27 protein-coding genes, 2 tRNA genes and 1 pseudogene are annotated in these 25,656 nt (G+C 72.1%); 14 read left to right on the plus strand and 16 right to left on the minus strand.

All coding sequences use genetic code 11. The features are described from left to right. A complete protein-coding gene (locus JJV70_RS13700; protein WP_219048159.1) occupies window positions 1-1,422 on the plus strand; it encodes an amidase in 1,422 nt (473 codons plus the stop codon). Between the two features lie 46 nt (window positions 1,423-1,468). Further along, a complete protein-coding gene (locus JJV70_RS13705; RefSeq protein WP_219048160.1) occupies window positions 1,469-1,969 on the plus strand; it encodes a DUF3830 family protein in 501 nt (166 codons plus the stop codon). Between the two features lie 64 nt (window positions 1,970-2,033). Here JJV70_RS13705 and JJV70_RS13710 read toward each other — a convergent pair. From JJV70_RS13710 to ehuB, 6 genes are all read right to left on the minus strand, one after another. Further along, window positions 2,034-2,107 (minus strand) — tRNA-Lys (locus tag JJV70_RS13710). A gap of 139 nt (window positions 2,108-2,246) precedes the next feature. After that, a complete protein-coding gene (locus JJV70_RS13715) occupies window positions 2,247-2,999 on the minus strand; it encodes an IclR family transcriptional regulator C-terminal domain-containing protein (RefSeq protein WP_257573939.1) in 753 nt (250 codons plus the stop codon). A gap of 318 nt (window positions 3,000-3,317) precedes the next feature. Next, entirely contained in the window at window positions 3,318-4,073 is a 756-nt protein-coding gene (ehuA, locus tag JJV70_RS13720) for an ectoine/hydroxyectoine ABC transporter ATP-binding protein EhuA (RefSeq protein ID WP_257573940.1), read from the minus strand. Between the two features lie 79 nt (window positions 4,074-4,152). Further along, a complete protein-coding gene (gene ehuD / locus JJV70_RS13725) occupies window positions 4,153-4,800 on the minus strand; it encodes an ectoine/hydroxyectoine ABC transporter permease subunit EhuD (protein ID WP_219048163.1) in 648 nt (215 codons plus the stop codon). Then, window positions 4,797-5,546 carry an ectoine/hydroxyectoine ABC transporter permease subunit EhuC gene (ehuC, locus tag JJV70_RS13730; protein ID WP_219048164.1) on the minus strand — a complete coding sequence of 250 codons (750 nt, stop codon included), beginning with the start codon at window positions 5,544-5,546 and terminating at the stop codon, window positions 4,797-4,799. The genes ehuD and ehuC overlap by 4 nt, the downstream gene beginning before the upstream one ends. Then, window positions 5,543-6,466 carry an ectoine/hydroxyectoine ABC transporter substrate-binding protein EhuB gene (gene ehuB / locus JJV70_RS13735; RefSeq protein ID WP_219048165.1) on the minus strand — a complete coding sequence of 308 codons (924 nt, stop codon included), beginning with the start codon at window positions 6,464-6,466 and terminating at the stop codon, window positions 5,543-5,545. Before ehuB ends, ehuC begins: the two co-directional genes overlap by 4 nt. Before the next feature lie 296 nt (window positions 6,467-6,762). On the opposite strand from ehuB, the gene JJV70_RS13740 reads away from it, so the two are divergent. The 3 genes from JJV70_RS13740 (at window position 6,763) to JJV70_RS13750 (ending at window position 7,939) form a co-directional block, all read left to right on the plus strand. Further along, window positions 6,763-7,335, plus strand: a complete 573-nt coding sequence (locus JJV70_RS13740) for a hypothetical protein (RefSeq protein ID WP_219048166.1) — start codon at window positions 6,763-6,765, stop codon at window positions 7,333-7,335. Window positions 7,336-7,348: 13 nt separating this feature from the next. Then, window positions 7,349-7,422, plus strand: a tRNA-Lys gene (locus tag JJV70_RS13745). 352 nt (window positions 7,423-7,774) lie between these two features. Then, entirely contained in the window at window positions 7,775-7,939 is a 165-nt protein-coding gene (locus tag JJV70_RS13750; protein ID WP_219048167.1) for a hypothetical protein, read from the plus strand. Window positions 7,940-8,011: 72 nt separating this feature from the next. On the opposite strand, the gene JJV70_RS13755 is transcribed toward JJV70_RS13750, so the two are convergent. The 4 genes from JJV70_RS13755 to JJV70_RS13770 form a co-directional block, all read right to left on the minus strand. Next, window positions 8,012-8,974, minus strand: a complete 963-nt coding sequence (locus JJV70_RS13755; RefSeq protein WP_219048303.1) for a glycoside hydrolase family 6 protein — start codon at window positions 8,972-8,974, stop codon at window positions 8,012-8,014. Window positions 8,975-9,311: 337 nt separating this feature from the next. Then, on the minus strand, window positions 9,312-9,974 hold the full coding sequence (locus JJV70_RS13760; RefSeq protein ID WP_308294812.1) for a class F sortase: 663 nt from the start codon (window positions 9,972-9,974) through the stop codon (window positions 9,312-9,314). Window positions 9,975-9,978: 4 nt separating this feature from the next. After that, complete coding sequence (locus JJV70_RS13765; RefSeq protein ID WP_219048168.1) at window positions 9,979-10,536, minus strand: hypothetical protein; 558 nt, start codon at window positions 10,534-10,536, stop codon at window positions 9,979-9,981. Between the two features lie 118 nt (window positions 10,537-10,654). Further along, the gene (locus JJV70_RS13770) at window positions 10,655-11,434 is read right to left on the minus strand and encodes an HAD-IIA family hydrolase (protein ID WP_219048169.1); all 780 of its coding nucleotides are present in this window, start codon (window positions 11,432-11,434) and stop codon (window positions 10,655-10,657) included. 326 nt (window positions 11,435-11,760) lie between these two features. On the opposite strand from JJV70_RS13770, the gene JJV70_RS13775 reads away from it, so the two are divergent. Continuing rightward, a complete protein-coding gene (locus JJV70_RS13775) occupies window positions 11,761-12,819 on the plus strand; it encodes a Gfo/Idh/MocA family oxidoreductase (RefSeq protein WP_219048170.1) in 1,059 nt (352 codons plus the stop codon). Here JJV70_RS13775 and JJV70_RS13780 read toward each other — a convergent pair. Further along, window positions 12,806-13,300, minus strand: coding sequence for a GNAT family N-acetyltransferase (locus JJV70_RS13780; RefSeq protein ID WP_219048171.1), 495 nt, complete (start codon window positions 13,298-13,300; stop codon window positions 12,806-12,808). The genes JJV70_RS13775 and JJV70_RS13780 overlap by 14 nt on opposite strands. Before the next feature lie 104 nt (window positions 13,301-13,404). Here JJV70_RS13780 and JJV70_RS13785 point away from each other — a divergent pair, with 104 nt between their 5' ends. Continuing rightward, a complete protein-coding gene (locus JJV70_RS13785) occupies window positions 13,405-13,980 on the plus strand; it encodes a hypothetical protein (RefSeq protein ID WP_219048172.1) in 576 nt (191 codons plus the stop codon). Beyond that, the gene (locus tag JJV70_RS13790; RefSeq protein WP_219048173.1) at window positions 13,967-14,623 is read left to right on the plus strand and encodes a hypothetical protein; all 657 of its coding nucleotides are present in this window, start codon (window positions 13,967-13,969) and stop codon (window positions 14,621-14,623) included. Before JJV70_RS13785 ends, JJV70_RS13790 begins: the two co-directional genes overlap by 14 nt. A 61-nt stretch (window positions 14,624-14,684) precedes the next feature. Here JJV70_RS13790 and JJV70_RS13795 read toward each other — a convergent pair whose 3' ends face one another. Further along, on the minus strand, window positions 14,685-15,542 hold the full coding sequence (locus JJV70_RS13795; protein WP_219048174.1) for a fumarylacetoacetate hydrolase family protein: 858 nt from the start codon (window positions 15,540-15,542) through the stop codon (window positions 14,685-14,687). Between the two features lie 293 nt (window positions 15,543-15,835). Beyond that, entirely contained in the window at window positions 15,836-17,272 is a 1,437-nt protein-coding gene (locus JJV70_RS13800; RefSeq protein WP_219048175.1) for a DUF445 domain-containing protein, read from the minus strand. Window positions 17,273-17,494: 222 nt separating this feature from the next. Here JJV70_RS13800 and JJV70_RS13805 point away from each other — a divergent pair, with 222 nt between their 5' ends. Beyond that, on the plus strand, window positions 17,495-18,835 hold the full coding sequence (locus tag JJV70_RS13805) for an SGNH/GDSL hydrolase family protein (RefSeq protein WP_219048305.1): 1,341 nt from the start codon (window positions 17,495-17,497) through the stop codon (window positions 18,833-18,835). A gap of 11 nt (window positions 18,836-18,846) precedes the next feature. Here the strand turns inward: JJV70_RS13805 and JJV70_RS13810 are convergent, their stop codons facing one another. Continuing rightward, window positions 18,847-19,242, minus strand: a complete 396-nt coding sequence (locus tag JJV70_RS13810; protein WP_219048176.1) for an ATP-binding protein — start codon at window positions 19,240-19,242, stop codon at window positions 18,847-18,849. A gap of 86 nt (window positions 19,243-19,328) precedes the next feature. Further along, window positions 19,329-19,676: a recombinase family protein gene (locus tag JJV70_RS13815; protein WP_374227297.1), complete on the minus strand. Its 348-nt coding sequence runs from the start codon at window positions 19,674-19,676 to the stop codon at window positions 19,329-19,331. Between the two features lie 189 nt (window positions 19,677-19,865). Here JJV70_RS13815 and JJV70_RS13820 point away from each other — a divergent pair, with 189 nt between their 5' ends. From JJV70_RS13820 to JJV70_RS22765, 4 genes are all read left to right on the plus strand, one after another. After that, complete coding sequence (locus tag JJV70_RS13820) at window positions 19,866-20,726, plus strand: helix-turn-helix transcriptional regulator (protein WP_219048177.1); 861 nt, start codon at window positions 19,866-19,868, stop codon at window positions 20,724-20,726. Window positions 20,727-20,728: 2 nt separating this feature from the next. Then, window positions 20,729-20,950 carry a DUF397 domain-containing protein gene (locus JJV70_RS13825; protein ID WP_219048178.1) on the plus strand — a complete coding sequence of 74 codons (222 nt, stop codon included), beginning with the start codon at window positions 20,729-20,731 and terminating at the stop codon, window positions 20,948-20,950. Between the two features lie 171 nt (window positions 20,951-21,121). After that, window positions 21,122-21,334: a DUF397 domain-containing protein gene (locus tag JJV70_RS22760; protein WP_308294813.1), complete on the plus strand. Its 213-nt coding sequence runs from the start codon at window positions 21,122-21,124 to the stop codon at window positions 21,332-21,334. Window positions 21,335-21,440: 106 nt separating this feature from the next. Further along, a complete protein-coding gene (locus tag JJV70_RS22765; RefSeq protein WP_257573915.1) occupies window positions 21,441-22,613 on the plus strand; it encodes a hypothetical protein in 1,173 nt (390 codons plus the stop codon). A 16-nt stretch (window positions 22,614-22,629) separates the two neighbouring features. On the opposite strand, the pseudogene JJV70_RS22770 reads toward JJV70_RS22765, so the two are convergent. Further along, a pseudogene (locus tag JJV70_RS22770) lies at window positions 22,630-22,833 on the minus strand (ABC transporter permease); the annotation flags it as partial. A 283-nt stretch (window positions 22,834-23,116) separates the two neighbouring features. On the opposite strand from JJV70_RS22770, the gene JJV70_RS13840 reads away from it, so the two are divergent. After that, window positions 23,117-25,600, plus strand: a complete 2,484-nt coding sequence (locus JJV70_RS13840; protein WP_308294814.1) for a transglycosylase domain-containing protein — start codon at window positions 23,117-23,119, stop codon at window positions 25,598-25,600. Window positions 25,601-25,656: the final 56 nt, after the last annotated feature.

A 25,656-nucleotide genomic window follows, 5' to 3' on the forward strand; every position in this document is an offset into this window, starting at 1 on the left:
TTGACCGATCTCACCGCCCTGACGGCGGCCCAGCTCGTCGCGGGTTATGCCGCGAAGGACTTCTCGCCCGTCGAGGTGACGCGGGCGGCACTGGAGCGTGCCGAGGCCGTCGATCCGCGGGTGAACGCCTTCGTACGCCTCGACGCCGACGGCGCGCTGGAGCAGGCGCGGGCCGCCGCCGACCGCTGGCGGCGCGGCGACCTGGCTGGCCTGCTCGACGGCGTCCCGGTGACGGTCAAGGACATCCTGCTGCAACGCGGTGCCCCCACCTACAAGGGCTCCTGGACGATCGGCGACGCGGGGCCGTGGACCCAGGACGCGCCGTCGGTGGCCCGGCTGCGCGAGCACGGCGCGGTGTTCCTGGGCAAGACGACGACGCCGGAGTTCGGCTGGAAGGGCGTCACCGACAGCCCCCGGCACGGCGCGACGGGCAACCCCTACGACCCCGGGCGCACCGCCGGCGGCTCCAGCGGCGGCAGCGCGGCGGCCGTGGCGCTCGGCGCGGGCCCGCTGTCGCTGGGCACCGACGGCGGCGGCTCGGTGCGCATCCCGGCGGCGTTCAGCGGCCTGTTCGCGCTCAAGCCCACCTACGGCCGGGTGCCGCTGTACCCGGCCAGCGCCTTCGGCACACTCGCCCACGTCGGCCCGATGACGCGGGACGCGGCCGACGCGGCGCTGCTGCTGGACGTCATCGGCGCCACCGACCCGCGCGACTGGTCCGCGCTCGCCCCGCCCGCCGGGAACTTCCGCGACCAGCTCGCCGGGGGCGTCGCCGGGCTGCGCGTGGCCTACTCCCCCGACTTCGGCGGCCGGGTGCGGGTGGCGCCCGGCGTCGCGGCAGCGGTGCGGCGCGCGGTGGACGCTCTGGCGGAGCTGGGCGCCCACGTGGAGGAGGCCGATCCCGGCTTCACGGACCCGGTGGAGGCGTTCCACGTGCTGTGGTTCGCCGGGGCCGCCCGCGTCACCCAGGGCCTGGACGCCGGGCAGCGCGCCCGGCTGGACCCCGGGCTGGCCGAGGTCATCGCCCAGGGCGCGGGCTACTCGGCGCTGGACTACCTGGCCGCCGTCGATGTCCGCATGGCGCTCGGCGCGACGATGGGCGCCTTCCACCAGCGCTACGACCTCCTGGTGACGCCGACGACGCCGGTGACCGCGTTCGAACTCGGCGTGGAGGTGCCCAGGGGCTGGCCCCACCCGCGCTGGACCAGCTGGACGCCGTTCAGCTACCCGTTCAACCTCACCCAGCAGCCCGCCGCCAGCGTGCCGTGCGGGCTGGACGCCGACGGGCTGCCCATCGGCGTCCAGCTGGTCGGGCCACGGCACGCCGACGCGCTGGTCCTGCGCGCCGCGCACGCCCTGTACGGCACCGGGCTGCCCGCGCTGCCGCCGCCCCCGCTGCTGGCCCAGCCGCAGCCGCACTGACTCCGCGCCGCGGCGCACGCCCGCGCTACCCCCACCAGGAGGCACGATGGCCGACCGTTTCATCGAGGTGTCGCTCGACCAGCGCGGCGTGCGCTGCACGGCCAGGCTGCTGGACGACCGGGCGCCGGTCACCTGCGCCGCGGTGTGGAACGCGCTGCCGCTCAGCGGCGACGTCTACCACGCCAAGTACGCGCGCAACGAGATCTACGCCCTGCTGGAACCGTTCGCACCCGAGGAACCGCCGCTGGAGAACCCGACGATCACGCCCATCCCCGGTGACCTGTGCTACTTCACCTTCACCGACACCCAGCTCGCCACCGCCTCCTACGGCTACGAGGCCGACGCCCAGCACGCCGGGCGCCGCACCGTGGTGGACCTGGCGCTGTTCTACGAGCGCAACAACCTGCTGATCAACGGGGACGCGGGCTGGGTGCCCGGCATCGTGTGGGGCAGCGTGGTGGACGGTCTTGACCGCATGGCCGACGCCTGCCAGGACCTGTGGCGCGCGGGCGCGATCGGCGAGACGCTCTCCTACCGCCGCCGATAACCGCGTTCCCGCCACGGAAACGGCGGTGGCCCCCTCACCAGGAATGAGGGGGCCACCGCCGGTGTGCGCCGCCAGGGACTCGAACCCCGGACCCGCTGATTAAGAGTCAGCTGCTCTAACCAACTGAGCTAGCGGCGCCCGCGTCGAAAATCCTACCGCGTCCCCCGGGGTGCTCGTGTCCATCCCCTGGCCGGAGCCACGCCCGGGGGCCGCCTCGGCCGGGGGCCGCCTCGCGTACGGGCGCCGCCACGCCCGGGCGCCGCCTCGGCCGGGGCCGTCAGAGGCTGAGCGAGAGCAGCAGTGGGGCGGCCCGCTCGCCGAGCTGGCGGGCCGCCGAGCGCAGCCGGTGCGCGTGCTGGATCGGCAGCGACAGCGCCAGGCAGCCCACCGCCGTTCCGGCCGTCAGCGGGACGGCGGCGCAGACGGTGCCGACCGCGTACTCCTGCAGGTCCAGCACCGGGACCGTGGGCGGGCGGCTGTCGAGCTGGGTAAACAGGGCCCGCTCGCTGGTGGTCGTGCGCGAGGTGAGCCGGACGGCCTTGTGCCGCGCGAGGTGGTCGCGGCGGCCGTCGTGGTCGAGCTGGGTGAGCAGCGCCTTGCCGACGGCGCTGGCGTGCGCGGCGGCCTTGAAGTCCACCCACTCGATCACCGGCGGGGCGTGGCTCCCGGCCGCGAACTGGGTGATCCTCACCTCGCCGTCCTCATACCGGCTGATGTAGACGGCGGCGCCGATGTCGTCGCGCAGCACGGTCAGCTTCGCCTGGAGCTGTTCGCTCAGCACCTCGCGGTGGCCGGAGGCGCCGAGCCGGCCGAGCGCCGCACCGGTGACGTAGCCACCGTCCGGCAGCCGCTCCAGGTACCCCTCGGCGCGCAGCATGGTGAGCAGGTGCGCGAGCTGGGCGGGCGGCAGCTGGGTACGGCGGGCGAGCCCGTCCTCGGTGATGCCGCAGCGGTGCTGGGAGACGGCTTCCAGCAGCCGCAGCGCGTACTGGACCGAGCGGAACGGTACGGCAGGCACGGGCTTGGGCATCGCCACGGTGTCCCCCTCGCAGGTGTGACCGTCTCCACCGGTGACCGCCGGCGCCTGAACGCTCGCTTCCGGTCACCGCTCCCTTCACGATAGCGGGCAACTCCGGGCGGGGAACCATCCGTTCATCAGATCGGCATATGCCACGAAACCGGCACGGCCGCGCCGACACCCCGGAGGCGCCCCGGCTCCGCTCCACCCGCTCCCCCGGCTACCGCTGGAGGGAGCGGGCGGACCACGGCCAAGCCACACCCGGGGCCGGGGGCGAAGGCGCCCGTTTCGGGAAAGGGCGGGAAGGGCACCCCGCCGCCACCGCCGCCCCTACAGGACCGCGCTGAGGAACTCCCGCGTGCGCGCGTTCTCCGGGTCGTTGAACATCTTCTCCGGCGGCCCGGACTCGATGACGCGGCCCTCGTTGAACATCAGCACGGTGTCGGAGATGTCCCGCGCGAAGCCCATCTCGTGCGTGACGCACAGCATGGTGATGTCCGTGCTGTGGGCGATGTCGCGCAGCACGTCGAGGACGCCGGCGACCAGCTCCGGGTCGAGCGCGGAGGTCACCTCGTCCAGCAGGAGCACCTGCGGCCGCATCGCCAGCGCGCGGGCGATGGCCACGCGCTGCTGCTGACCGCCGGAGAGCTGGACCGGGTACTTGTTCAGGTGCTCGGTCAGGCCCACCAGCTCCAGCAGCTCCCGGGCGCGCTGCTCGGCCTCGTCCTTGGACAGGCCCAGCACGTGCACGGGCGCTTCGGTGATGTTGCGCAGCACCTTCATGTTGGGGAAGAGGTTGAACTGCTGGAAGACCATGCCGATCTTCTTGCGCACCTCGCGGGTGTGCTTCTCACTGGCCGGGACGAGCTTGTCGCCGCGCTGCTCGTGGTTGAGGTAGTCGCCGTCCACCATGATCGTGCCCTCGTCGGGCTTGAGCAGGGTCATCAGCAGCCGCAGGATCGTCGTCTTGCCCGACCCCGAGGGGCCGATGAGCGTGACGTGCTTGCCCGCGTCAACGCTGAACTCCAGGTTGTCCAGGACGACGTTGTCACCGAAGCGCTTGCTGACGCCCTCGAAACGGATCAGCTCGGTTCCGGCCGCTCTGGAGCGCGTGGGCTCCGTGGAGCTCTCCGGCTTGCTGCCGTCCGCCGGCTGGGGGGTGTACTCACTGGACAAGGCGACGCTCCAGGGCTCGAAGGAGGAGGGAGGCCGGGTAGGCGATGAGGATGAAGGCGATCCCCACGACGGTGTAGGCCTCGAACGTGAAGGTGCTGTTGGAGAAGGCGCGGGCCTCGCCGAGCATCTCGAAGGCGCCGATGACGGCGATCATCGGCGAGTCCTTGAGCATCGCCACGACGTAGTTGCCCAGCGCGGGGATGACGCGGCGGATCGCCTGCGGCAGGATCACCGACGTCCAGGTGCGGCGCTTGGGCAGGCTCAGCGCGGTGGCGGCCTCCCACTGCCCGGCGGGCACGCCGTCGATACCGGCGCGGTAGACCTCGGCGGTATACGTCGAGTAGTGCAGACCGAGCCCGATGACGCCGGTCGCCAGCGGCGAGAGTGACGGACCCACGGTGGGCACCACGTAGAAGAGGAAGAACAGCTGCACGAGCAGCGGCGTGTTGCGGATGAACTCGGTAAACCCGATCACCGGCCAGCTGATCCACTTCTGGTGCGAACGCTGCGCCATGGCCCACACCAGGCCGAGCGCGAAGGCGATGAGGCTGCCGAGCACCAGCGCCTGCAGGGTGACGAGGACGCCGTCCCAGAAGGCGGGCATGAAGTCCGCTACGACACTCCAGTCCCAGTTCATCCCAGACCCCCCGCCGTGCCGGTCCTCGCCTGGTCCCTCTCACCCTGCGGGTTCAGCTTCCTCGCCACCAGCCCGCCGAAGCGGCCCTTCTCCGGGCCCTGGCCGATGCCCGCCTTCGCCTTGCGCTCCACCGCGCGCATGACGCGGGTGAGGGCGAACGCGATAAGGAAGTAGCTGACGAGCAGCAGCGTGTAGGCCGGAGCGGACTCTCTGGTCGCCAGCCGGGAGAGGTTCCCGGCGAAGGTCATGTCCGCCACCGAGATCACCGACACCAGCGCCGTGCCCTTGAGCAGCTCGATCAGCAGGTTGTTGAACGGCGGCACCATCTCGGGCCACGCCTGGGGCAGCTCGATGCGGCGCAGCCGCTGGCCACGGGTGAAGCTGAGCGCGATCCCCGCCTCCCGCTGCGCGACGTCAACCGACTGCAGGGCGCCGCGCACGATCTCCGAGCCGTAGGCCCCGTAGGTCAGGCCGAGCGCCAGGACACCGGCGTACATGGGCACGAACTGCCAGCCGGCCATCAGCGGGAAGGCGAACGCCATCCACAGCATGAACACCAGGGCGGACGTGCCACGGAAGATCTCGAAGTAGGTACCGGAGACGAACCGCACGATCCACCAGCGGTGGGTGCGGGCGATGCCGACGACGAAGGCGACCAGCCCGGCCAGGGCGGCGCTGTAGACCGTGACCTGGAGGGTGATCCACACCCCGGGGAGGAACCATTCGAAGAAAATGCCTGAACTCATGCGCACAGCTCCTCGGCGGTGAGATCGGTCATCTCGGCCATCGTGAAGCCGTAGGGCGAGACGATCTCCAGCAGCTCCCGGTAGTTGTCCTCCTTGAGCTTGAGGATCTCCTGGTTGAAGGCGTCGCGGAAGTTCTTCTCGGAGAGCCGGAAGGCGAAACCGCCCGCCCCGTAAGCGGGTTCGCCGTCCACGACGGGCTGGAAGGGCTGGGTGGCGTCCGCTCTGTCGTTGTCCTTGACCGTGCCCTGGACGGTGACGTTGGTGCCGACGAAGGCGTCCACCCGGCCCTGGGTGACCGCGTCGAGCCCGGCGACCTGGTCGGGCAGGACCAGCACGTCGATCCCGTACGACTCCGCGTAGGAGACCTGGGCGTACGCCTCGCCGCTGGCCAGGCGCAGGCCCTTGTCCTTCACGGACCGATAGTCGGTGACGCCGTCCGGGTTCCCCTCGGGCACGATGAAGGCGTCCAGCATCAGGTAGTCGGGGTCGGCGAACAGGACCTGCTCGCAGCGGGTCGGGTTGATGTACATCCCGGCCGAGACGATGTCGAACTGCTGGGCCTGAAGGCCGGGGATCAGTGCGCTGAACTCCGTCGGCACGGGCTCGATGTTCGGTACGCCCAGCCGTTCGAAGACGACCCGCGCGATGTCCGGAGCCTCCCCCGCGGCCTCCCCCTGGGAGTTGATGTAACCGAACGGCGGCTCGTTGGCGATGCCCAGCCGGGCGGTCCCCCGGTCCCGCAGCCGCTCCAGCAGATCGCCGCCCTCCACCTTTCCCGGTGGGGGCATCCGGCTGCAACCGGCCACTCCCACCATGCCCAGACCCGCCACTCCGCCGAGCAACGCGCGACGGCTGAGGGGTCTCCTCCCGATGCCACTGGATTCGCTCAATGTCCGCAACTTCCTCGGTGGTCGAGCCATGGGCGCGGGGCTACCCCAAATTGCCTGAAGGTATGCCCATCTTTTCAAGCCGGTGATCTTCCCGTTGCCCGCTTGCGCCCACCCGGGCGTACCGCCGCCCGCGTACCGGGCGGTATTGCGGCCGGGATGCGGGCGCGGGTGGAGACCAACGACGCGCCGAACGCGCGGCTGGTCACGGCCTCGCGGCCGGCGCCGTGGGGCAGCCGGGTGGTGTGGCCGGTGCACCCGGGTTGAGCCGGACGCCGGGCGCGCGCCGAGGCCCGGGGCGCGCGGGGCGCCGTGTGATGATCCGCCGCATGCGGACGACGGGTGTGGAGGAGGACCGGGCCACAGACGCGGCCGGGCGGGGAGCGGCCCGCGCGGCCGGGCTGCTGCTGGCCTACCGGCACGGCAACCAGCACGCCTTCGACGCCGGGCTCGCGGCACTGGACTGCGACGAGTCCTCCCGCGACCTGGTCGCGGCGCTGTGCTGGGTGGCGACCTCGGCGATCGACGGCGGCGCGGTGGGCGGAAGCGGCGATGTGGGCGGGGGCGGCGGCGCTGGGTCCGACGGCGCGAGGGGCGGGGGCGGTGACCAGCTGCTGCGGCGGCTCGCGGCCGGGGCGCCGCACGGCGAGCGGTACGTGGCGACCGACGAGGAGGCCGCGCCGCAGGTGGCCGAGCTGATCGAGGCGGTCGCCCGGGACGATGCCGCGACCGTGCGGGAGCTGGTGACGGCCACGCCCGACACCACGTACGTCCTGGGCAAGCTGGTGCAGGCGGTGGCGCTGCTGCTGCCCTCCGTCCCCCGGCCCTACCTGCGGCGGGTGCTGGCCGCGCTGCGCGAGCCGGGCTTCAGGTGGTCACCGGCACCCGACGGGATCGGGTAGGCTTTCCCCGCGCGCGCCGCTAGCTCAGTTGGTTAGAGCAGCTGACTCTTAATCAGCGGGTCCGGGGTTCGAGTCCCTGGCGGCGCACCGAACCGGAGGCCCTCGTTCCAGGAGCGGGGGCCTCCGTCGTTGTTTCCGGGGTGTGCGCTCGCGGCGGGTTTCGGCGGTGTGCTGCCGTCCCGGGTCCGCCACTGCGAGACGGCCGGCGTCCGGAATGTGAGACGGAATCCGGCACTGCGGGCCATCTTCGCCGCGTGCCCGCCGACCGCGCCGCGCCGGTCCCGGCACGTGAGACCCCGCCCGCCCGCGAGCAGGGCGCGTCGGCACTGCGTGCCACATACACCGATCTGCCGCGTGCCAGGTCGCGGCACCGGTTAGCCTCGCGCACACTGAGTCGTGCTGTCGCGCGTCCCACCGGAACCCGAGGGAGTTGACCGACGTGACGCTGATCGACGTCTCCACGAGCGCCGCCGAGCGCACACCGGTGCACACCCCGCTCGCGGGGCACGACGAGTCCGGCACCGCGCCGGTGATGCTGACCCTGCTCGCGGGGGAAGACGAGGACAGCGGCATCGAGCCCCACATCTGGCGCGGCATCGACTGAGCGCGCGCCGGGCGGGCCGCCGCGTGACCCGGTGTCCGCGTGACCCGGTGCCCGCGTTACCCGGTGTCCGCGTTACCCGGTGCCCGCGCCCCGCACCAGGTCCAGGGCGTAGGTGTGGTGCCACTCCCCTGCGGGCGGGCCACCCCGGCAGGTGCCGTCGGACTCGCCGGGACGCTTGACCCACAGGTAGGCGTCCACCAGCTCCTCGCCCGTCCGCGTCGTCGGCGGGGTGCCGAGCGCGCGCCCGGGCGGGTTGCACCACGCTTCTTCCTCGGGCAGGCCCTCCGCCGGGCCGTTGCCGTTGCGGCTGGTGTCGATGACGAAGTGCTGGCCGCCCACCAGGGCCGACAGCCGCTCGCCGTAGGCGATGTTGGACGCGGTGGTCTGGTAGTTGGAGACGTTGAGGGCGAAGCCGTCGGCCTGCTCGATACCGGCCCGCCCCAGCTGCTCGGCCATCGCGCCCGCTTCCCGCACCCACTGCGGGTTTCCGGCGTCGAGGTAGACGCGGGTGCCCGGCAGGCCGCTCAGCTGTTCCACGGCCTCCCGCAGCAGGGTGTACTGCTCCTCGTGGAACTCGTCGGGCACGCAGCCGGGGACGAGGGTGTGCGCGAGCGCGTCCGGCTCCAGCACGACCCACGCCGGGCGGTCCCCGATGCCGCTGACGACGCGGCCGATCCAGTCGCGGTAGGCATCGGCGTCCGCCGCGCCGCCCTCGCTGTACTGACCGCAGTCGCGGTGCGGGATGTTGTAGAGGACGAGCAGGGGCGGAGCGCCAGCCGCCTCGGCGGCCTCGGTGATGCGGCGGGCCTCGGCCTGCGGGTCCTCGGTGCCGATCCACTGACCGGCGGGCTGCTCGGCGATGACCCGGATCAGTTCGGCCTCGTCGGCGGCCCCGGAGTCCTCCGCCGCCGCCAGGGCCTGCTGCGCCTTGCTGTCGGGGTTCACCCAGAACGAGGGGCTGGACCGCTCCACCCGCTCGGCCGGGACACTCGCGCGCTGGCTTGCCTCGGGGGCCGAGCAGGCCGCCAGCAGCATGACAGCGCCCAGTGCGGCCAGGGCCACGGACGGACGCGGACGGCGTGCGGCGGGGACGCGGGCCAGCGTGCGGCGGGTCAGCGTGCGGCGGTCCGGCAGAAAGCGGGTCAGCAGGCGGCGGCCAAGGGCGCGGCGGGCGGATTGGCGGCGGCGGGCACGGGTGCGGCGGGTGGGTTGGCGGCGGTGGCCGGCGTCAGAGCCGTACATCCACTCCCCTTGGGAGACGGTCGGAACCGGTCAGGCTCATCGTGGCACACGGACACTCCGTACGCACCCCGTGACTCTCCGCGTCCCCCGAGTGTGCGGTGAGGCGGCGGTGCGCCGCACCCGGGGTGCGTCAGGCGGTGCCGGTGAGGTAGGCGGAAACGACGACGTTGGCGGTGTAGCTGTCCGTCACCTGGTCGAACGTGCCGCCGCAGGTGATCAGGCGCAGCTCCGCACGGTCCGCGTGCCGCTGCCCGTACACCCGTTCGGCGTCGAAGCCCTCGCGGTGCACCACCTCGACGTCCTCGACGGTGAACCGTGCGACCGAGCCGTCCGTCCGGGTCACCGCCACCACGTCGCCCGCCGCCAGCGTGCTCAGTTCGTAGAACACCGCGCGCTCGGACTCGGTGTCCACGTGGCCGACGAGCAGCGCCGCGCCCGCCTGCCCGGGTGCGGCACCGGCCGCGTACCAGCCGACCGTCTCCGCGCGGCTCATCGGCGGCGGGTCCACGGCGCCGTCGGCGTCCAGCCCGCGCCGGATGACGGCGGCGTCCACACCGAGTTCGGCAATGGCGACGCGGGTGGGCGCCCCGCCCTCGTCCAGCGGGGCGCGGGCGGGTGGCAGCGGGTGTCCGGCGTCGGTGCGGCCCTGCGCGGCGGAGGTCTGCCCGGTGGGGTAGCGCGGGGCGTCGTCGGTGAGGTCCTTGCCCCACAGCCACAGGGCCAGCAGCAGCACGGTCCAGGCCACGCCCGTCATCAGCCGCCCGGCGCCCGGGGAGCGGGCCGCAGCGGACACTGGCTCAGCCGTCGGTACCGCGCCGGGCCAGCGCCCGCCGCCGCAGCACGGCCGCGCCCGCCAGCCCGGCGAGGGCGGCGGCCACGCCGAGCGCGGCCGGACTGGCGCCGTCGCCGGGCTCCCCGGCCGTGCCGCCGCCGCCCGCCTTCACCGGCGCGTGCGGCTCGCGGTGGTGCTCGCGCTGCGTCGGCGCCGGGTACGGCTTGTCGGCCCGTACGGTGACCGAGCCCTCGGCGATACCGCTCTTGAGGTTGCCGGTCTTGTCGTAGCAGTCGATGGTGACGCGGTACGCGCCCGGCTCGGCGTCCTTGCGGATGCTGGCGTCACCGCTGAGGGTGGCGTCGGCGGCGTTGTGCAGGGCGACGGTCGCGACGAACGCCTTCGAGCGCGCCAGCGCCTTGTCGCCGTCGCAGGCGTCCACGCGGATGTTGACCTTGCCGCCGGGGTGTGTCTTGGCGGGAGTGACGACGACCGATCCGGCTCCGACGGCGGCCGGGATGGCGACGGCGCACAGCGCGGTCGCGGCGAGGGCCAGCGCGGCGCCGGTACGGGCGGGACTCATGGCGGAACCTCCGGTTGGGGTGCGGTTCCGACGATCCCGGGCGGGGTGCGCTGGCGCATGCGGTGCGCCGCCGAAAGGGTTTGGCTCCCGCTGGCCCCACCCCGCCCTCGGCCCGGGATCACACCAGGTCCACCAGCTCCGCGATGGAGTCGCGCACGTGGGTCGGGCGGTACGGGTAGCGGGAGATGTCGGCCTGGGCCGTCAGTCCGGTGAGGACGAGGAACGTCTCCATCCCGGCCTCCAGCCCGGCCAGGATGTCCGTGTCCATGCGGTCACCGATCATCGCGCTCGTCTCCGAGTGCGCCCCGATCGTGTTCAGCGCGGTGCGCATCATCAGCGGGTTCGGCTTGCCGATGAAGTACGGCTTCTGGCCGGTGGCGGCGGTGATAAGCGCCGCCACCGCGCCCGTCGCGGGCAGCGCGCCCTCGGTGGACGGGCCGGTCTCGTCCGGGTTGGTGGCGATGAAGCGCGCGCCCGCGTTGATCAGCCGGACCGCCTTCGTCATCGCCTCGAAGGAGTACGTGCGCGTCTCGCCGAGGATCACGAAATCCGGGTCGGTGTCGGTGAGGACGTAGCCGACCTCGTGCAGGGCCGTCGTCAGGCCCGCCTCACCGATCACGTAGGCCGAACCGCCGGGGTGCTGGTCGTCGAGGAACTTCGCGGTGGCCAGGGCCGAGGTCCAGATGTTCTCCTCCGGCACCTCCAGACCGATGCGGATCAACCGGGCGTGCAGATCCCGGGCGGTGTAGATCGAGTTGTTGGTGAGAACGAGAAAGGGCCGGCCGGACTCCCGCAGCTTTGTGATGAACGCGTCGGCTCCCGGGACCGGGACGCCCTCGTGCATGAGCACGCCGTCCATGTCGGTGAGCCACGATGCGATCGGCTTGCGCTCTGCCATGGTGCGGGACTCCTGTACGCGAAGAACGTGCTGGGACGACGACGGGACGACGCTGTGCCGCGACGCTCACAGCCTAAGGGGCGCTCGCGGGCGCCGGGGGCGCGCGGTCCGGGCGCTCCGGGTACTCCGGGGTGGTCCGGGCCGGTCCGCGGTGGCTCCGGGTGGCCGCGCGACGCCTGACGCACCGTCTCGCGGGCGGCGGCTCGTGGGCGGCGGCTCGTGGGCGGCGACGCCGGTGGGGTGGTGGTGGGGTGGTGGTCGGCATCCCGGGCACCCTGGCAGCATGGCCCGGTACGTCGAACGTCACGTTCATCGGAGGTAACAGGGTGGAGGCACGCGCGCTGCGGGTCGGGCTGATCGGGTACGGGCTCGCGGGGTCGGCGTTCCACGCCCCGCTGATCACCGCCACGCCCGGGCTCGCGCTGGAGCTGGTCGTCACCTCCAGCGCCGAGCGGGCCCGGCAGGCGATGACCGCCTACCCCGGGGTGCGCATCTGCGGGGACGCCGACGCGCTGTTCGCCCGCGCCGACGCGTTGGACCTCCTCGTCGTCGCCTCGCCCAACCGCACCCACGTCGCGCTGGCCGAGCGGGCGCTGCGGGCCGGGCTGCCGGTGGTGGTGGACAAGCCGCTGGCCGCGACCGCCGCCGAGGCCGAACAGCTCGCGGCCCTGGCCGAGGAGCGCGGACTGGTGCTCTCGGTGTTCCACAACCGCCGCTGGGACAACGACTTCCTCACCCTGTGCGGCCTGCTGGAGCGCGGCGAGCTGGGGCGGGTGTACCGGTTCGAGTCGCGGTTCGAGCGCTGGCGGCCGAAGCCCAAGGGCGGCTGGCGCGAGTCGGGCGACCCCGGTGAGCTGGGCGGCCTGCTGTACGACCTGGGCAGCCACGTGGTGGACCAGGCCCTCGCCCTGTTCGGCCCGGCGGCCACCGTCTACGCCGAGTCCGACGTGCGGCGCCCCGGCGCGGAGGTGGACGACGACACCTTCATCGCCGTCACGCACACGGGCGGCGTCCGCTCCCACCTGTGGGTCAGCGCGACGGCGGCACAACTGGGCCCCCGCTTCCGCGTGCTCGGCAGCCACGGCGCCTACGTCAAGCACGGGCTGGACCCACAGGAAAGCGCCCTGCGCGCGGGCGAGCGGCCGGGCCTGGGCGACTGGGGCGTGGAACCGGAGACGGCCTGGGGCACCCTGGGCGAGCCGGAGTCCGCCCGGCCCGTGCCCACCGTGGACGGCGACTACCCGGCGTACTACCGCGCGGTCGCCGCCGCCGTCCGCTCCGGTGACGCTCCCCCGGTGACGGCACCGGAGGCCGCCGAGACCCTGCGCGTCCTGGAAGCCGCCCGCCACTGCGCACGCACCGGCCAGAGCGTCACCCTGCGCTGACCTCCGCCGGGGCGGGGCGGATCATCGCGAACTCCCGCGCCACCTCGCCCGCGCGGATCAGCTGCGCCTCGCCCGTCCGCTCGAACCCGTGCCGCGCGTACAGCCGCTCCGCCCGCGCGTTGCCCTCGGCGACCCACAGGCCAACGTAGCGGGCGCCCAGTTCGGCGGCCCGGGCGAGTGCGGCCCCCACCAGCGCGTCGGCGGCACCGCTGCCCCGCCCCTGCGGCGCCACCCACATCGACACCAACTCCGCGCGCTCCCCCGGCAGCACCCCGGCCAGCCCGCACACCTGACCGGCCCGCTCGACGACGAACGTGGTGCGCGGCTCCAGCCGCCCCCGCCACCTCTCCTCGGTGAACGCCTGCTCACGGGCGAGCGTGGACCCGAACGCGTACGGCGCCTCCCCCAGCGCCGCCAACCGCACGTCCCGGTACACCCGCCACTCCCCGGGCTCCACCACCCGCACACTGATCTGCCTCACCCCCGGACCGTCCCAGCCCGCGCCCCCCACGACAACTCCTTTACGGACGCCGCCCCCGGGTAGACGCGCGGGCACGCGTCAACGACGTCCAGGGGAGGACACGCATGCGGCAACCGCACGACGCCGTCACCAGCGACATCGACTGGGAGGGGGAGCGCCGGTGGTACGACAGCAACTGGGCGGTGATCGGCTGGGTGTTCCTGTTGGCTTGCATCGGGGTTCCCGCCCAGAGCGCCATCTCAGGGAACTCGCCGTGGATCAGTGCGGGACCCTGGGTGGGGGGTTTGGGCGCCGTCATCGCGATCGTCCCGTATCAGCGGCGTCGGCTCGCTCGCCAACTCGGCATCAGGGAAAGACAGGTGCCCGTCCTGACCCGGCTCATGAACCAGGAGCGGATACCGCGCGATCCGAAAGCCCGGCGGGCCATGGCCGAACTCGTCCGCCGTACCCACCCCAACGTGCGCCGGGGCCGCTGGGTGTGGCCGGTGCTCGCGACCCTCTTCGCGCTGCTGACCGTGCCAGCCGTCATGAGCGGCGAGCCGGTGTACATGTCCGCCGGGGTATTCACGACAGTCGGCATGGCCGGGCTGGCGGTCTACTCCCACCGGGCGACCGCCCGCCTCGTCCGTCTGAAGGCGCGACTGGGCGAGGAAGGAGTACCTCAGCGTGCGGACGCCTGACGACGGTGCGGTCAGCGACATCGACTGGGAGGGGGAGCGCCGGTGGTACGACGGAACGTGGGCGGTGGCGTTCCGGGCAGTCATGGTCACCTCCCTGGTGGTGCCCCTGTTCGCCTGGGTGCTGGTGGATGCCGAGCAATTGTCGGGCTTCGCTGACTGGCCGCTCGATGCCCGGCTGGGGCTAGGGTTCGCCGTCTGGCTGCTCGTGGCTTCTGTCGGTGTCCCGCTGGGGCTGTACCTGCGGCATCGGCTCGCTCGCCGTGTGGGCGTCACGCTGCGCCGGTTGCCGGTCCTGGTGCGCCGTCTGCGGCAGGAGCGCGTACCGCGCGACCCCGTGGCGCGGCGGGCCATGGCCCAGCTAGTCCGCCTTCAGCGGGCGCAGCTGCGCCAAACCCGGTGGGCGGTCTTCTCCGCGCCGCTTTACCTGTTGCTGGCTCTGCTCAGCTGGTTCGTAGACCTACCGCGCCAGATGGCCATGTTTCTGGCCCTCGCTGTAGGTGCCCTCTGGCTGCCGTTCTCCTACCGGCGCATCACCGCCCGCCTCGACCGGGTTGAGGAGCGGTTGCGGGACGCGGACGCGGCCGAGTCGGCCGGAGCCGTCCGGGCACGGGAGGGGGCGCCGGGCGTGTCTGGCCAGCGGTGAGCACGGAGGGTTGACGCGCTCCGGGGTCTGAGGCGCGGTTCTCAGGCCCCGGAGCGGGGGTTCAGGCCGGTTTGAGCTCCGAGCGCTGGCGGCCGAGGCCGTCCACCTCCAGTTCGACGAGATCGCCGGGGCGGAGGAACGGTTTGGGGTAGGGCTGGCCGTTGGCGACGCCCGCCGGGGTGCCGGTGTTGATGATGTCGCCGGGGCGCAGCACCATGAACTGGCTGAGGTAGCGGACGACTTCGGCGACGGGGAAGATCTGGTCGGCCGTGCTGCCGTCCTGTTTCAGCTCGCCGTTGACCCAGGTGCGCAGGCCGAGCCGCTGGGGGTCGGGCACCTCGTCGGCGGTGACGAGCCAGGGGCCGAGGGGGTTGAACGTTTCGCAATTCTTGCCCTTGTCCCACTGGCCGCCGCGTTCCAGCATGAACTCGCGCTCGGAGACGTCGTGGGTGATGGTGTACCCGGCGATGACGCCCTGGGCCTCCCCGGGGCTGGCCAGGTAGCGGGCGGTGCGGCCGATGACGACGGCGAGTTCGACCTCCCAGTCCATCTTGGCGCTGCCGCGCGGCACCAGCACCGTGTCCTGGGGGCCGACGACCGTGTCAGGCGCCTTCATGAAGACCAGCGGCTCGTCGGGGATGGCCTGGCCGGTCTCCTCCGCGTGGTCGCGGTAGTTCAGGCCGATGCAGACGATCTTGCCGATGGAACCCACCGGCGGGCCGAGCCGCAGCCCGGTGGCGTCGAGGGCGGGCAGCTCGCCGCCGTGCAGCGCCTCGCGGACGCGGGCCAGCGCGGCGGCGTCGGCGAGCAGCGCCCCATCGACGTCGGGTACGAGCCCGGAGAGGTCGCGCAGCACTCCGGAGGGGTCCAGGGCCGCCGGACGTTCCGTCCCCGCTGGCCCGACACGCAACAGCTTCACAGCACACTCCCGTGAGGTCGCGATGGGGACGGCCATCGGTTGAGGAATTGGGCGATCCTCCAAGACCTCCCCCGGTAGCGCAACCCACTATCCACGTACTGGACCGTAACTTCCGTTTCGCGGGAAGAGGGGCGCGGGAGATGCGGGGGTGCGTCCCGATAGCGGAGGAAAGCCCGTTCCTGTGGGCAGCCGGGTCCCGGGGGCAGGGGGCCGGGTCCCGGGCCGCAGGCGAGACCCGGCTGCCTTTGCGGACCGGACCGGACCGGACCGGGCCGCGCACCGCACCCGCGCCGTCAGCCGCCCAGCAGGCGCGTCACCGCGTGGATCACCAACCCGGCCAGCGAGCCGACGACAGTGCCGTTGATGCGGATGAACTGCAGGTCGCGGCCGATGTTGGCCTCGATCTTGCGCGCGGTCTGGTCGGCGTCCCAGCCCGCCACCGTGTCGCTGATCAGCGAGGTGATCTCGGTCCGGTAGGTGGTGACGAGGTGGGTGGCCGCGCCCTCAAGCCAGTCGTCCACCTTGTTCTGCAACCGCCCGTCGGCCGCCAGCCTGCGGCCCAGCGACAGCAGCGAGGCGCGCGTCCGCAACCGCAGCTCGCTGTGCTCGTCCTCGGCCGCGGCGACGATCATCGCCCGCACCGAGGACCAGGCCGACGCGATCAGCTCCTGCACCTCGTCCCGCGCCAGCACCTCCGACTTCAGCCGCTCCACCCGCGCCCGGGTCTCGTCATCGTCCTGGAGATCGTGCGCGAAGTCGGTGAGAAAACGGTCCACCGCGACGCGCGCCGCGTGGTCGGGCATGTCGCGGATCTCGGCGGCGAACCGCAGCAGCTCCTTGTAGACGCGCTCGCCGATCTTCTGGTCCACGAAGCGCGGCGTCCAGTCCGGGGCACCGCCGGCCACCGCGTCGAGCACCGACTCGCGGTGCCGCACCAGCCAGTCGTGCGCCCGGGCCGCCACCAGGTCCATCGCGCGCCGGTGGCCGTGGTCGGCGACGATGCGCTCCAGCATGCGGCCCAGCCCCGGGGCGATCTCCTGGGCGTCGGCCCGCCGGTTGATGGCCTCGCCGATCACCGCCTGCACGTCGGCGTCGCGCAGCACGGTCAGCGCGCCGCGCACGGCGGCGGCCACCTCGGCCGTCACCCGGTCCGCGTGCTCGGGCTGGGCCAGCCAGGCGCCCAGGCGGCTGCCGATGCCCACCGCGCGCAGGCGCGAGCGCACGACGTCCTCGGAGAGGAAGTTGTCACCGACGAACTCGCCGAGGTTCTGCCCCAGCTGGTCCTTCTTGGTCCGGATGATCGCGGTGTGCGGGATGGGCAGGCCCATGGGGTGCTTGAACAAGGCGGTGACGGCGAACCAGTCCGCCAGCGCGCCCACCATCCCGGCCTCCGCCGCCGCCGCGACATAGCCCGCCCACGCTCCGGCACCGGCGTGCTCCGCCCAGGTGGCGAGCCCGTAGACGAGCGCGGCCAGGGCCAGGGCGCCGGTGGCGATCGCCTTCATCTGCCGCACGCCGCGCTGCTTCTCGGCGTCCGCCGCCGTGAACGCCCCGAGATCCCGGGCGAGACCACCCCCGCGCCGCGCCGACGCCCCGGGCTCGTCCGTCCGCCGGGCACCGGTCGGCCGCGTGGCCACCTTCCCCGCCTCCGACCCCGGCGTGTCCGCCCCGTCCGTGCCTCGTCCCTGTGTGCCTGGTCCCTGTGTGCCCGGTCCCTGTGTGCCTGCCATCCGCTCCGCCCGTTGCCGCCGTCGGATCGATTGTGCGCCCTGCGCGCGCCCGGGCACGGAACGCCCCGGCAGCGGATGCGTCTTCCCCGCCGAAGGCACCCGATGCCGGGTCACGGCCCAGCGGGTCCGGCCCTCCGTGCCGAAACCGAGGCCCGCAATGGGATCATGGCAGCGCACGATGCCCCGTCCGGAGGAACACCGCGTATGACCAGGCAGCCGTCGATGAGCCACGGCACCGCGTACGCCCTGCTGGCCGGGCTCTTCGCCCTCGTCGTCGCCGTTTCCGGCGCCCTGTACGCCGGTTTCGGCAGCAGCCTGCCCCGCGTCAGCACGGACGACCGGCCCGGCGGCGGCCAGGGCAGCGCGGCGCCCGCCTCCTCCGGGCAGTGGGTGGGCACCTGGGCCACCGCGCCCGCCGCCACCGAGCCCACCGGGGGCGAAGACGGGCAGCGTGCCGCGAGCGGCTACCCCGACACCTCCCTGCGCAACGTCATCCACACCAGCGTGGGCGGCAGCGCGGCCCGCGTCCGGCTCTCCAACGTCTTCGGCACCGAGCCGCTGACCATCACCCACGCCTCGCTCGCCCTCGCCGCCGCCCCCAGCGCACCGGCCGCCGCACCGGGCTCCATGCGCCCTCTGACGTTCGGCACCCACCGCACCGTCACCCTCGCACCGGGACAGCACGTCACCAGCGACCCGGTACGGCTGCGCGTCCCGGCCGCCACCGACCTGCTCGTCACGCTCTACTCCCCCGACCCCTCCGGCCCGGCCACCTACCACCCCTTCGCCCGGCAGACCAGCTATCTCGCCACGGGTAACCACACCGAGGACGTCACCGGCGCCCCCTACACCGAGGAGACCACCTCCTGGCGCCACGTCACCGGCGTGGACGTGTGGAGCACCCAGGCCACAGGCGCCGTCGTCGCACTCGGCGACTCCCTCACCGACGGCATCACCTCCTCCGTCGGCGCCAACCGACGCTGGACCGACTTCCTCGCCACCCGGCTGCGCACCGAACCCGGCACCCCGCACCACAGCGTGCTGAACGCGGGCATCAGCGGAAACCGCATCCTGCTGGACGCTCCCGCCGACCGCCCCGGCAACGGGCCCAGCGCGCTGCACCGGCTGGAGCGCGACGTGCTCTCGCGCACCGGAGTGCGCACCGTCGTCCTCCAGCTCGGGCTCAACGACATGGGCAAGCAGCCGCAGCAGACGGACCCCGCGGAACTGGTGCGCGGCCTGGAGGAACTGGCGCGGCGCGCCCAGGCACACGGCATCCGCGCCGTCGGCACGACGATCACCCCGTTCGGCGGGCACTCCGCCCACACGCCGCAACTGGAGCGGGTACGCCAGCAGGCCAACACCGCGCTCCGCACCAGCGAGACCTTCGACGCCGTCATCGACTTCGACACCGCCCTGCGCGACCCCGAACACCCCGACCGCCTGCTGCCGGTATACGACTCCGGCGACCACATCCACCCCAACGACAACGGCTTCCGCGCGATGTCCGACGCCATCACCTGGCAGGCCCTCACCCCCACCACCCCGCCCACGCCCCTGTAGCCACACGGCGGTCAGCGCGGCACCGGGAAGGGTGGCAGCTCCGCCCAGACGACCTTTCCCCACGGCGCCGGAGCGGAACCCCATCGGCTTGCGACACCTGCCACCAGCTGGAGACCGCGCCCGCCTTCGGCCTCCGGATCGAACGCGTGCAGCACCGGTTCCTCCCGCGACACGTCCGCCACCTCGATGGCGACGCTGGAGGGCAGCCACAGCATGCGTACGTGCAGCAGGCTGAGCCCAGGCGCCCACCGGGAAGCGTGCCCCGTGGCCGCGACGGCATTGGCCACCAGCTCGGAAACGACCAGCGAGGCGTCGTCTGCCAGCTCCGGCAGCCGCCACGCCGCCAGCGTCGTGCGAACGAGCAGCCGCGCGCACCCGACGGCACTCGGCTCGGCGGCCAGCGCCAAGTGACTCCAGCCGTGTACCGGTTGCTGCGCGTAGGGCGGACGCGGTGGCTGTGCTGGGGTCCACCCCGCCGCTGCGGCCGGTGTGCTCACAGCTCGTCCAGCCCCACGACGTGCGCGCCCCCGACGCACTCCAGGTGCACGATCAGTGCGTTCTGCAACGGCACGGAAAGCCCCAGGTCCCGCAGGGCGGGAACGACCACCCGGTGCGCCGCCGAGCGTTTGACCACATCCACCAGCTCAGTGAAGGCCCACTGCGTCTCCGGCGCATACTCGTGGAAGACGCTCGCCAGCACGTATCCCTCCCGCTGCGCGTACGCCTCCATCCGCGCGTGGACCCCCCGCACCTCTTCCTCGCTCATCTGACTGAGCACCCGCATGTACCCGTAAAGCAGCGGCTTCAGCTCCAACTGCCCGCACTCATCCCGCATCTGCACGTCACGTCCTCTCGGTCGTCCCAGCAACAGGGCGCCCACGGTCACGCAATCACCACAATGAGTAGTCTGCACAGGGGGGTACTTAAAGTGTCAAGTCCCTACTTTGAGTAGGCATCACAACTTGTTGCCGTCTCCGAGCCCAGACGGCACACTTGACCTGCATGAAGGAGTAGGGGAGGCAGCGGCAACGTGCCCATCAACAGCAACCCGACGATCCGCCAACGGCGTCTGGCCAAGCGGCTTCGCGAGCTGCGCACGGCTGCCGGACTCACCCATGCCGACGCGGCGAAGGTGCTTGGGTCGGCCGAGTCCAAGGTCGGCCGGATCGAGAATGCCCAGTCGGGGGTCAGGCTGCCCGACCTCCGTGCCCTGATGGACGCCTACGGCGTCACCGAACCTGCCGAGCGATGCGAGATCGAACTACTGTCACGCGAGGCCAAGCAGAAGGGCTGGTGGTCCCGTTACGCAGACACCGTTGACTCGGCATACGCAGCGTATGTGGCCGTCGAGTGGGACGCCTCGGAGCTATACAACGTCGAGACCAGCTTGGTACCGGGTCTACTGCAAACACCCGAGTACACCAAAGCTGTGGTCGAATTGCAGGCTCCCGACGCCACTGCCGAGCACGTGGAAACACAGATCAGCGTGCGACGGGAGCGACGGAAGGCTTTGACGCGTGATTCCCCGCTGCAGTTGTGGGTGATCATCGCGGAGAGCGTTCTGCACCACCGCGTCGGTAGCACCGAAACCATGAAAGCTCAGCTTGAAGCGCTTGTAGAGGAGAGCAGGCAGAGCAACGTACAGCTCCAGGTTTTGCCGCAGAACGACCCGATGAACGCCTGCCTCTTTGGCCCGTTCGTCATCATAAGCTTCCCCAGCTCAGCGGAGACGGACATCGTCTACACCGAGTCACCCACCAGTGTGGTGTACTACGAGGAGTCCGCCGACGTGGAGACATATACAACCCTGTTCCGGCGGCTCAACATGGCTGCTGCGAACGTCAGCATGTCACGGGCACTCATCAGACGTGCCCTGGATGGAATGGACTGACCATGAAGCTGCACATCGAATCCGCTTCCGCTGCGGGGCTGGAGTGGGTGAAGTCGTCGTACTCCGGCAATAACGGCAACTGTGTGGAGGTCGCCGTGCTACCGGGCTGTGGTCGTGCCCTGCGCGACAGCAAGAACCCTGACGGCCCGGCCTTGATGTTCACGGCTGGTGAGTGGCATACATTCGCGGCTGGCGTCTCGCACGACGGGTTCAAGCGACACTGATCGACCACCCAGGCGCCACACGCTCCCCGGTGGCAGCACGTTCTGTCGAATGACCCGCATGCCAATCACCAGCAGATGCTAGGACGGTGCGGTTCGCAGCGTTCGGAGCTTTGCTGGGCACCAGGAGCAAACACGGGGTCTCCTCCAGCAAGCGATGAAGGAGCTAGAACAGTGAAGAGTTCCGACCTGACGGGCGCGGCGTGGCGCAAGAGCAGCTACAGCAACGGCCAGGCCAACTGCGTCGAGGTCGCCTTCCTCGGAGAGGGCCGCGTAGCCCTGCGGGACAGCAAGGACCTCGGCACCGGTGCCGCCCTGGTCTTCACCGCCGGAGAATGGCACACGTTCACCACCGGCGTGACGCGCGGCGCACGCAAGCGGGGCTGACCAGCTACACCGCAGCACACACCCGTGGCGCCCGCCTCGCAGACCGGCTGCCACCCAACCCGCTGACACCAACCCACCCACGCACAGCGAGGTTAGGCTGCGTTTCATGTCGAAATTCAGCGAGTACGAGTGCTTGGTGCGTGCGCATGACATAGCTGGTGTCGAGGCGGCCCGCGGTGAGGTGGAGCCGGGGGACGTGCCTCGGCTCACCGAGCTCTACTGGGAATTGCCGGACTGGATGTCCCGGATCCTGCTGGCCGATCTGCTGGCCGGACAGCGCCGCCCCGCAGTGGATGAGGTGATGCGGGACATGCTGCGTGCTCCGCTGACCGGCCGGTGGACGGATGACTTGACCGAGCTGGTGAAGATAGCCGCTCTCGCTCACCTGGACGAGGAGCATGCGCGGCGTACCCACCTCTACCACGAAGATCGGCACGCGTTGAACCGGGCTGTGGACTCGGTGCTCGCCCGGCTCGGCACCGTCCCCGACAGCGCTGCGGGGGCACCGGACGCGCCTCGGCCCTGTCCGCCGCTGCCGGCCGAACCCGCGGCGTGCCAGGCAGCGGCGAACGGCGGTGCGGAGAGCACGAGGAGGGCCGCCCTGCCCGCCTACGCGCTCGTGGTCGGAAGCGAGCCGCTGGACCGCCCGGCGCGCAACTCGATCGGCGGCTGGCCCTTCCTCGACGAAGGACAACAGTGGCCGGAGTGCTTCTGCGGCGAACGCATGGCGCTGTTCTTCCAGCTCGATCTGCCAGACGTCCTCGGCCCTTTCGGCGGAGACCACCTTCTGGTCTTCCACTGCCTCACCCACGACGATGCCTCCAAGCCCCGACTGACCGACGGGGGCCGGCTCGTACCCGGCTACTGGGACGCTCCGCAGCCACCCGGTCCGCGCCCGTTCTGGCGGGTACTGCTCCAGCGTGACGCGACACGGCCGACGGCTGAGCCCGAACCCGTCGTGCGCGCGCTCCCGCTGACGCTGCGGCCCATCACGGACGCCCTGGTGCGGCCGGGGCGGGGAGCTCAGATGTTCAAGGTGGGCGGTACACCGTCCTGGGCGCAGTTCCCCGAGTCATACCAGTGCGCGTGCGGAGCCGAGATGGTGTACGTGTGCCAGGTGCCCGAGAACATGGAGTTCGCAAGCCTCCCCGGCGGCCCGGAGCAGCGCCACGGCATGGGTGCGGACGAGTACAGCCTGTTTCTCGGCAATGAGGTCTACCTGCTGGCCTGCCCAGCCCACTGTGATCCGGCGGCCCTCTGGCCGGTGAACCAGAACTGACCGGCCCACAGGGACATCCCAGCGACACGAGCGCCAGCGCTTGCGGCAGCGTGTAGCCGCCGAGCCGCGGGCGCTGGCTCCACAGGGCGACGAAGGTGTAGGCGAGGATGAAGCCGAAGACGGTGTTGGTGAAGACGCCGGTGAGCGTGGCGACACGGTAGGTGGCGTACCGCCGGAAGCTGTGGCGGGCCACCGTGGAGCAGAGCCGGACAGCGTGCAGGCGCGGCTGTTCCTCTCAGCACGCGGACGCACACGGGCGGGTGAACGCGGGCGGGTGAACGCGGACGAGTGAACGCGGGCGGCGGGCGAACCGGGGAGCTTAGCGGGGCCGGGGACGCTGGGCCACCGGATTGTTTGCCGGGCGTGGCCCGCCGCCGTTACCCGGAAGGCGGCACGCATCGGTGTTCTATCAGCACATGGGGTTGATGAAACGATTTGCGGCATGGCGCACCTGGTGGGCGAAAAGCTCGAAGAGCCGGAGGCAAGGGGATGTGCGGGGGGAGGTGCCCGCACAGCTGAGCGACGAGCCGGACGGCCCGTTCGGCGCACCCGCGCCGCGCGGTTCCGGCACGGCGGCGGGCGCGTCCACCGCGTCCACCGCGTCCACCGCATCCGGTAGACCAGAACCGTCCGACGCGGCCGACGCAGCCAGCTCCGGTGCCCCCGACGACCCCGCGCCCGGCCGTCGCCACCAGAACACCCAGCGCACCCAGCGCACCCACCGCTCCGGCTGGCGCCGGCGCCTCGGCACCGTGACGCGCGTGCTGGTGGGCGCCTTCCTCGTCTCCGTGGTGCTCGTCTCCGGCGCGCTCGTCGTCGGGTACCTGCTCGTCCCCATCCCCGAGCCCAACCAGGCGGCCACCGCCCAGAGCAACGTCTACCTCTACTCCGACGGCTCGCTCATCGCCAAGGACGGCGACGTCAACCGGGAGAACGTGAAGCTGGCCGAAGTGCCGCAGCCCACCCAGCACGCGATGCTCGCCGCCGAGGACCGGGACTTCTACCACGAGTCCGGTGTCGATCCGGGGGCCATCGTCCGGGCCGGGTGGAACATGCTGCGCGGCGAGGGCAAGCAGTCCGGCTCCACCATCACCCAGCAGTACGTCAAGAACTACTACCTCTCCCAGGAGCGGACCCTCACCCGCAAGGCGGAGGAGTTCATCATCGCGATGAAACTGGACCGGGAGGTGAGCAAGAAGGACATCCTGGCCGGTTACCTCAACACCAGCTACTTCGGCCGCAACTCCTACGGCATCCAGGCCGCAGCCCGCGCCTACTACGCCAAGGACGCCGCCGAACTGACGCCCGCCGAGGGCGCCTACCTCGCGGCGCTCGTCAACAGCCCGAGCACCTACGACGTCGTCGCCCACCCGGAGAACCGCGACCGTGCCCTCGCCCGCTGGCGGTACGTGCTCAGCGGCATGGTGAAGGAAGGCTGGCTGAGCGCGTCCGAACGCGACGCGATGGAGTTCCCGCAACCGCGCGACGTGGAACCCCCCATGGCGCTGTCCGGGCAGCGCGGCTACCTGCTGAACGCCGTGCGCGACTACCTCACCTCGCACGGCATCGTCAGCGAGGAGCGGCTGGCCACCGGCGGCTTCCGCGTGGTCACCACGCTGGACCGGGACAAGCAGGACGCGTTCGTCGCGGCCGTCGAGGAACAGCTGTACAGCAGGCTGAGCGAGGAGCGCGAGGTGGACAGCTACGTCCGCGCGGGCGGCACCTCCATCGAGCCGGGCACCGGTGACGTGGTGGCCATGTACGGCGGCGTCGGCTACACCCAGCAGTACGCGAACAACGCCACCCGCACCGACTACCAGGCGGCGTCCACGGTCAAACCGTTCGTGTACGCCGCCGCCATCGCCAGCGGTGCGACGACGCAGAGCGGGGAGCGGATCGGCCCCAGCACGCTCTACGACGGCACGAGCAAGCGCGAGGTGACCAACAACGGGCGGGCCATCGGCTACAACCCGCAGAACGAGGGCGACCACTCCTTCGGCGATATCCCGGTCAGCGAGGCGATGGACAAGTCCGTGAACGCGGTGTTCGCGCAGCTCGGCGTGGACGCCGGACCTCAGAACGTCAAGAAGACCCTCGTCAAGGCGGGCATCCCCGAGGACACCCCGGCCCTCCAGAACGCCGGGGCCTCCATCTCCCTGGGCACCGCCACACCCAGCACGCTGCACCTGGCGCAGGCGTACGCCACCCTCGCCAACCACGGGGAGCGCGTGGACTACCGGCTGGTATCCGAGGTCACCCGGGGCAGCGAGCGGATCAAGCTGCCGGGACGCGAACCCGTGCGGGCCATCCCGGCGGTGGCGGCGGACGCGGCCACCGCGCTGCTCCAGGGCGTCGTCGAGGGCGGCACCGGTACGGCGGCGCAGACGGCCGGACACCCGGCGGCGGGCAAGACCGGCACCGCGGAGAAGGACCGCGCCGCCTGGTTCGCGGGCTACACGCCGAACCTCGCCACCGTCGTGGCCGTCCTGGGCCAGGACCCTCAGACGGGCGCGCAGAAGTCCCTGCACGGGGCGGCGGGCCTGGCGAAGATCAGCGGTAGCGGCTTCCCGGCCCGCATCTGGGGTCAGTACACCGGGGCGGCACTCGCGGACGAACCCGTGCTGAGGTTCGACCTCTCGCCGGAGGTACCCGAGCCGTCCCCGCTCCCCAGCGGCAGCCAGTCCGGCACGCCGGGCGAAGGCGACGGCGGGGAGGACGGCGACGGGGAGGACGGCGACGGGGAGGACGGCGACGAGCCCGCGCCGCCCACCGAGGCGGGCCGACCGGAACCGGACACCGGTGGCAACGCGAGCCCGGACGCGGGTGCGGGTGCGCCTCCGCCAGCCGTGGGGCCGGGGGCGGGCGACGACGAGGCGAACGCGGCCGTCCCCTCCCCGGCGGCGCCTCCCGCGCCGACGCTCAGCCCGGGGCCGTCCGGCAGCGCGGGGGGTGCCGGGAGCACGCCGCCGTCCCCGCACGCGTCGTGACGCCCGAGCCCGTGGACGCCCCTCCCCGCCCCATCCCGAAACCGGTGGCCTGCCCC

It is taken from the genome of Streptomyces sp. JJ66 (assembly GCF_019303495.1).
GTDB lineage: Bacteria > Actinomycetota > Actinomycetes > Streptomycetales > Streptomycetaceae > Streptomyces.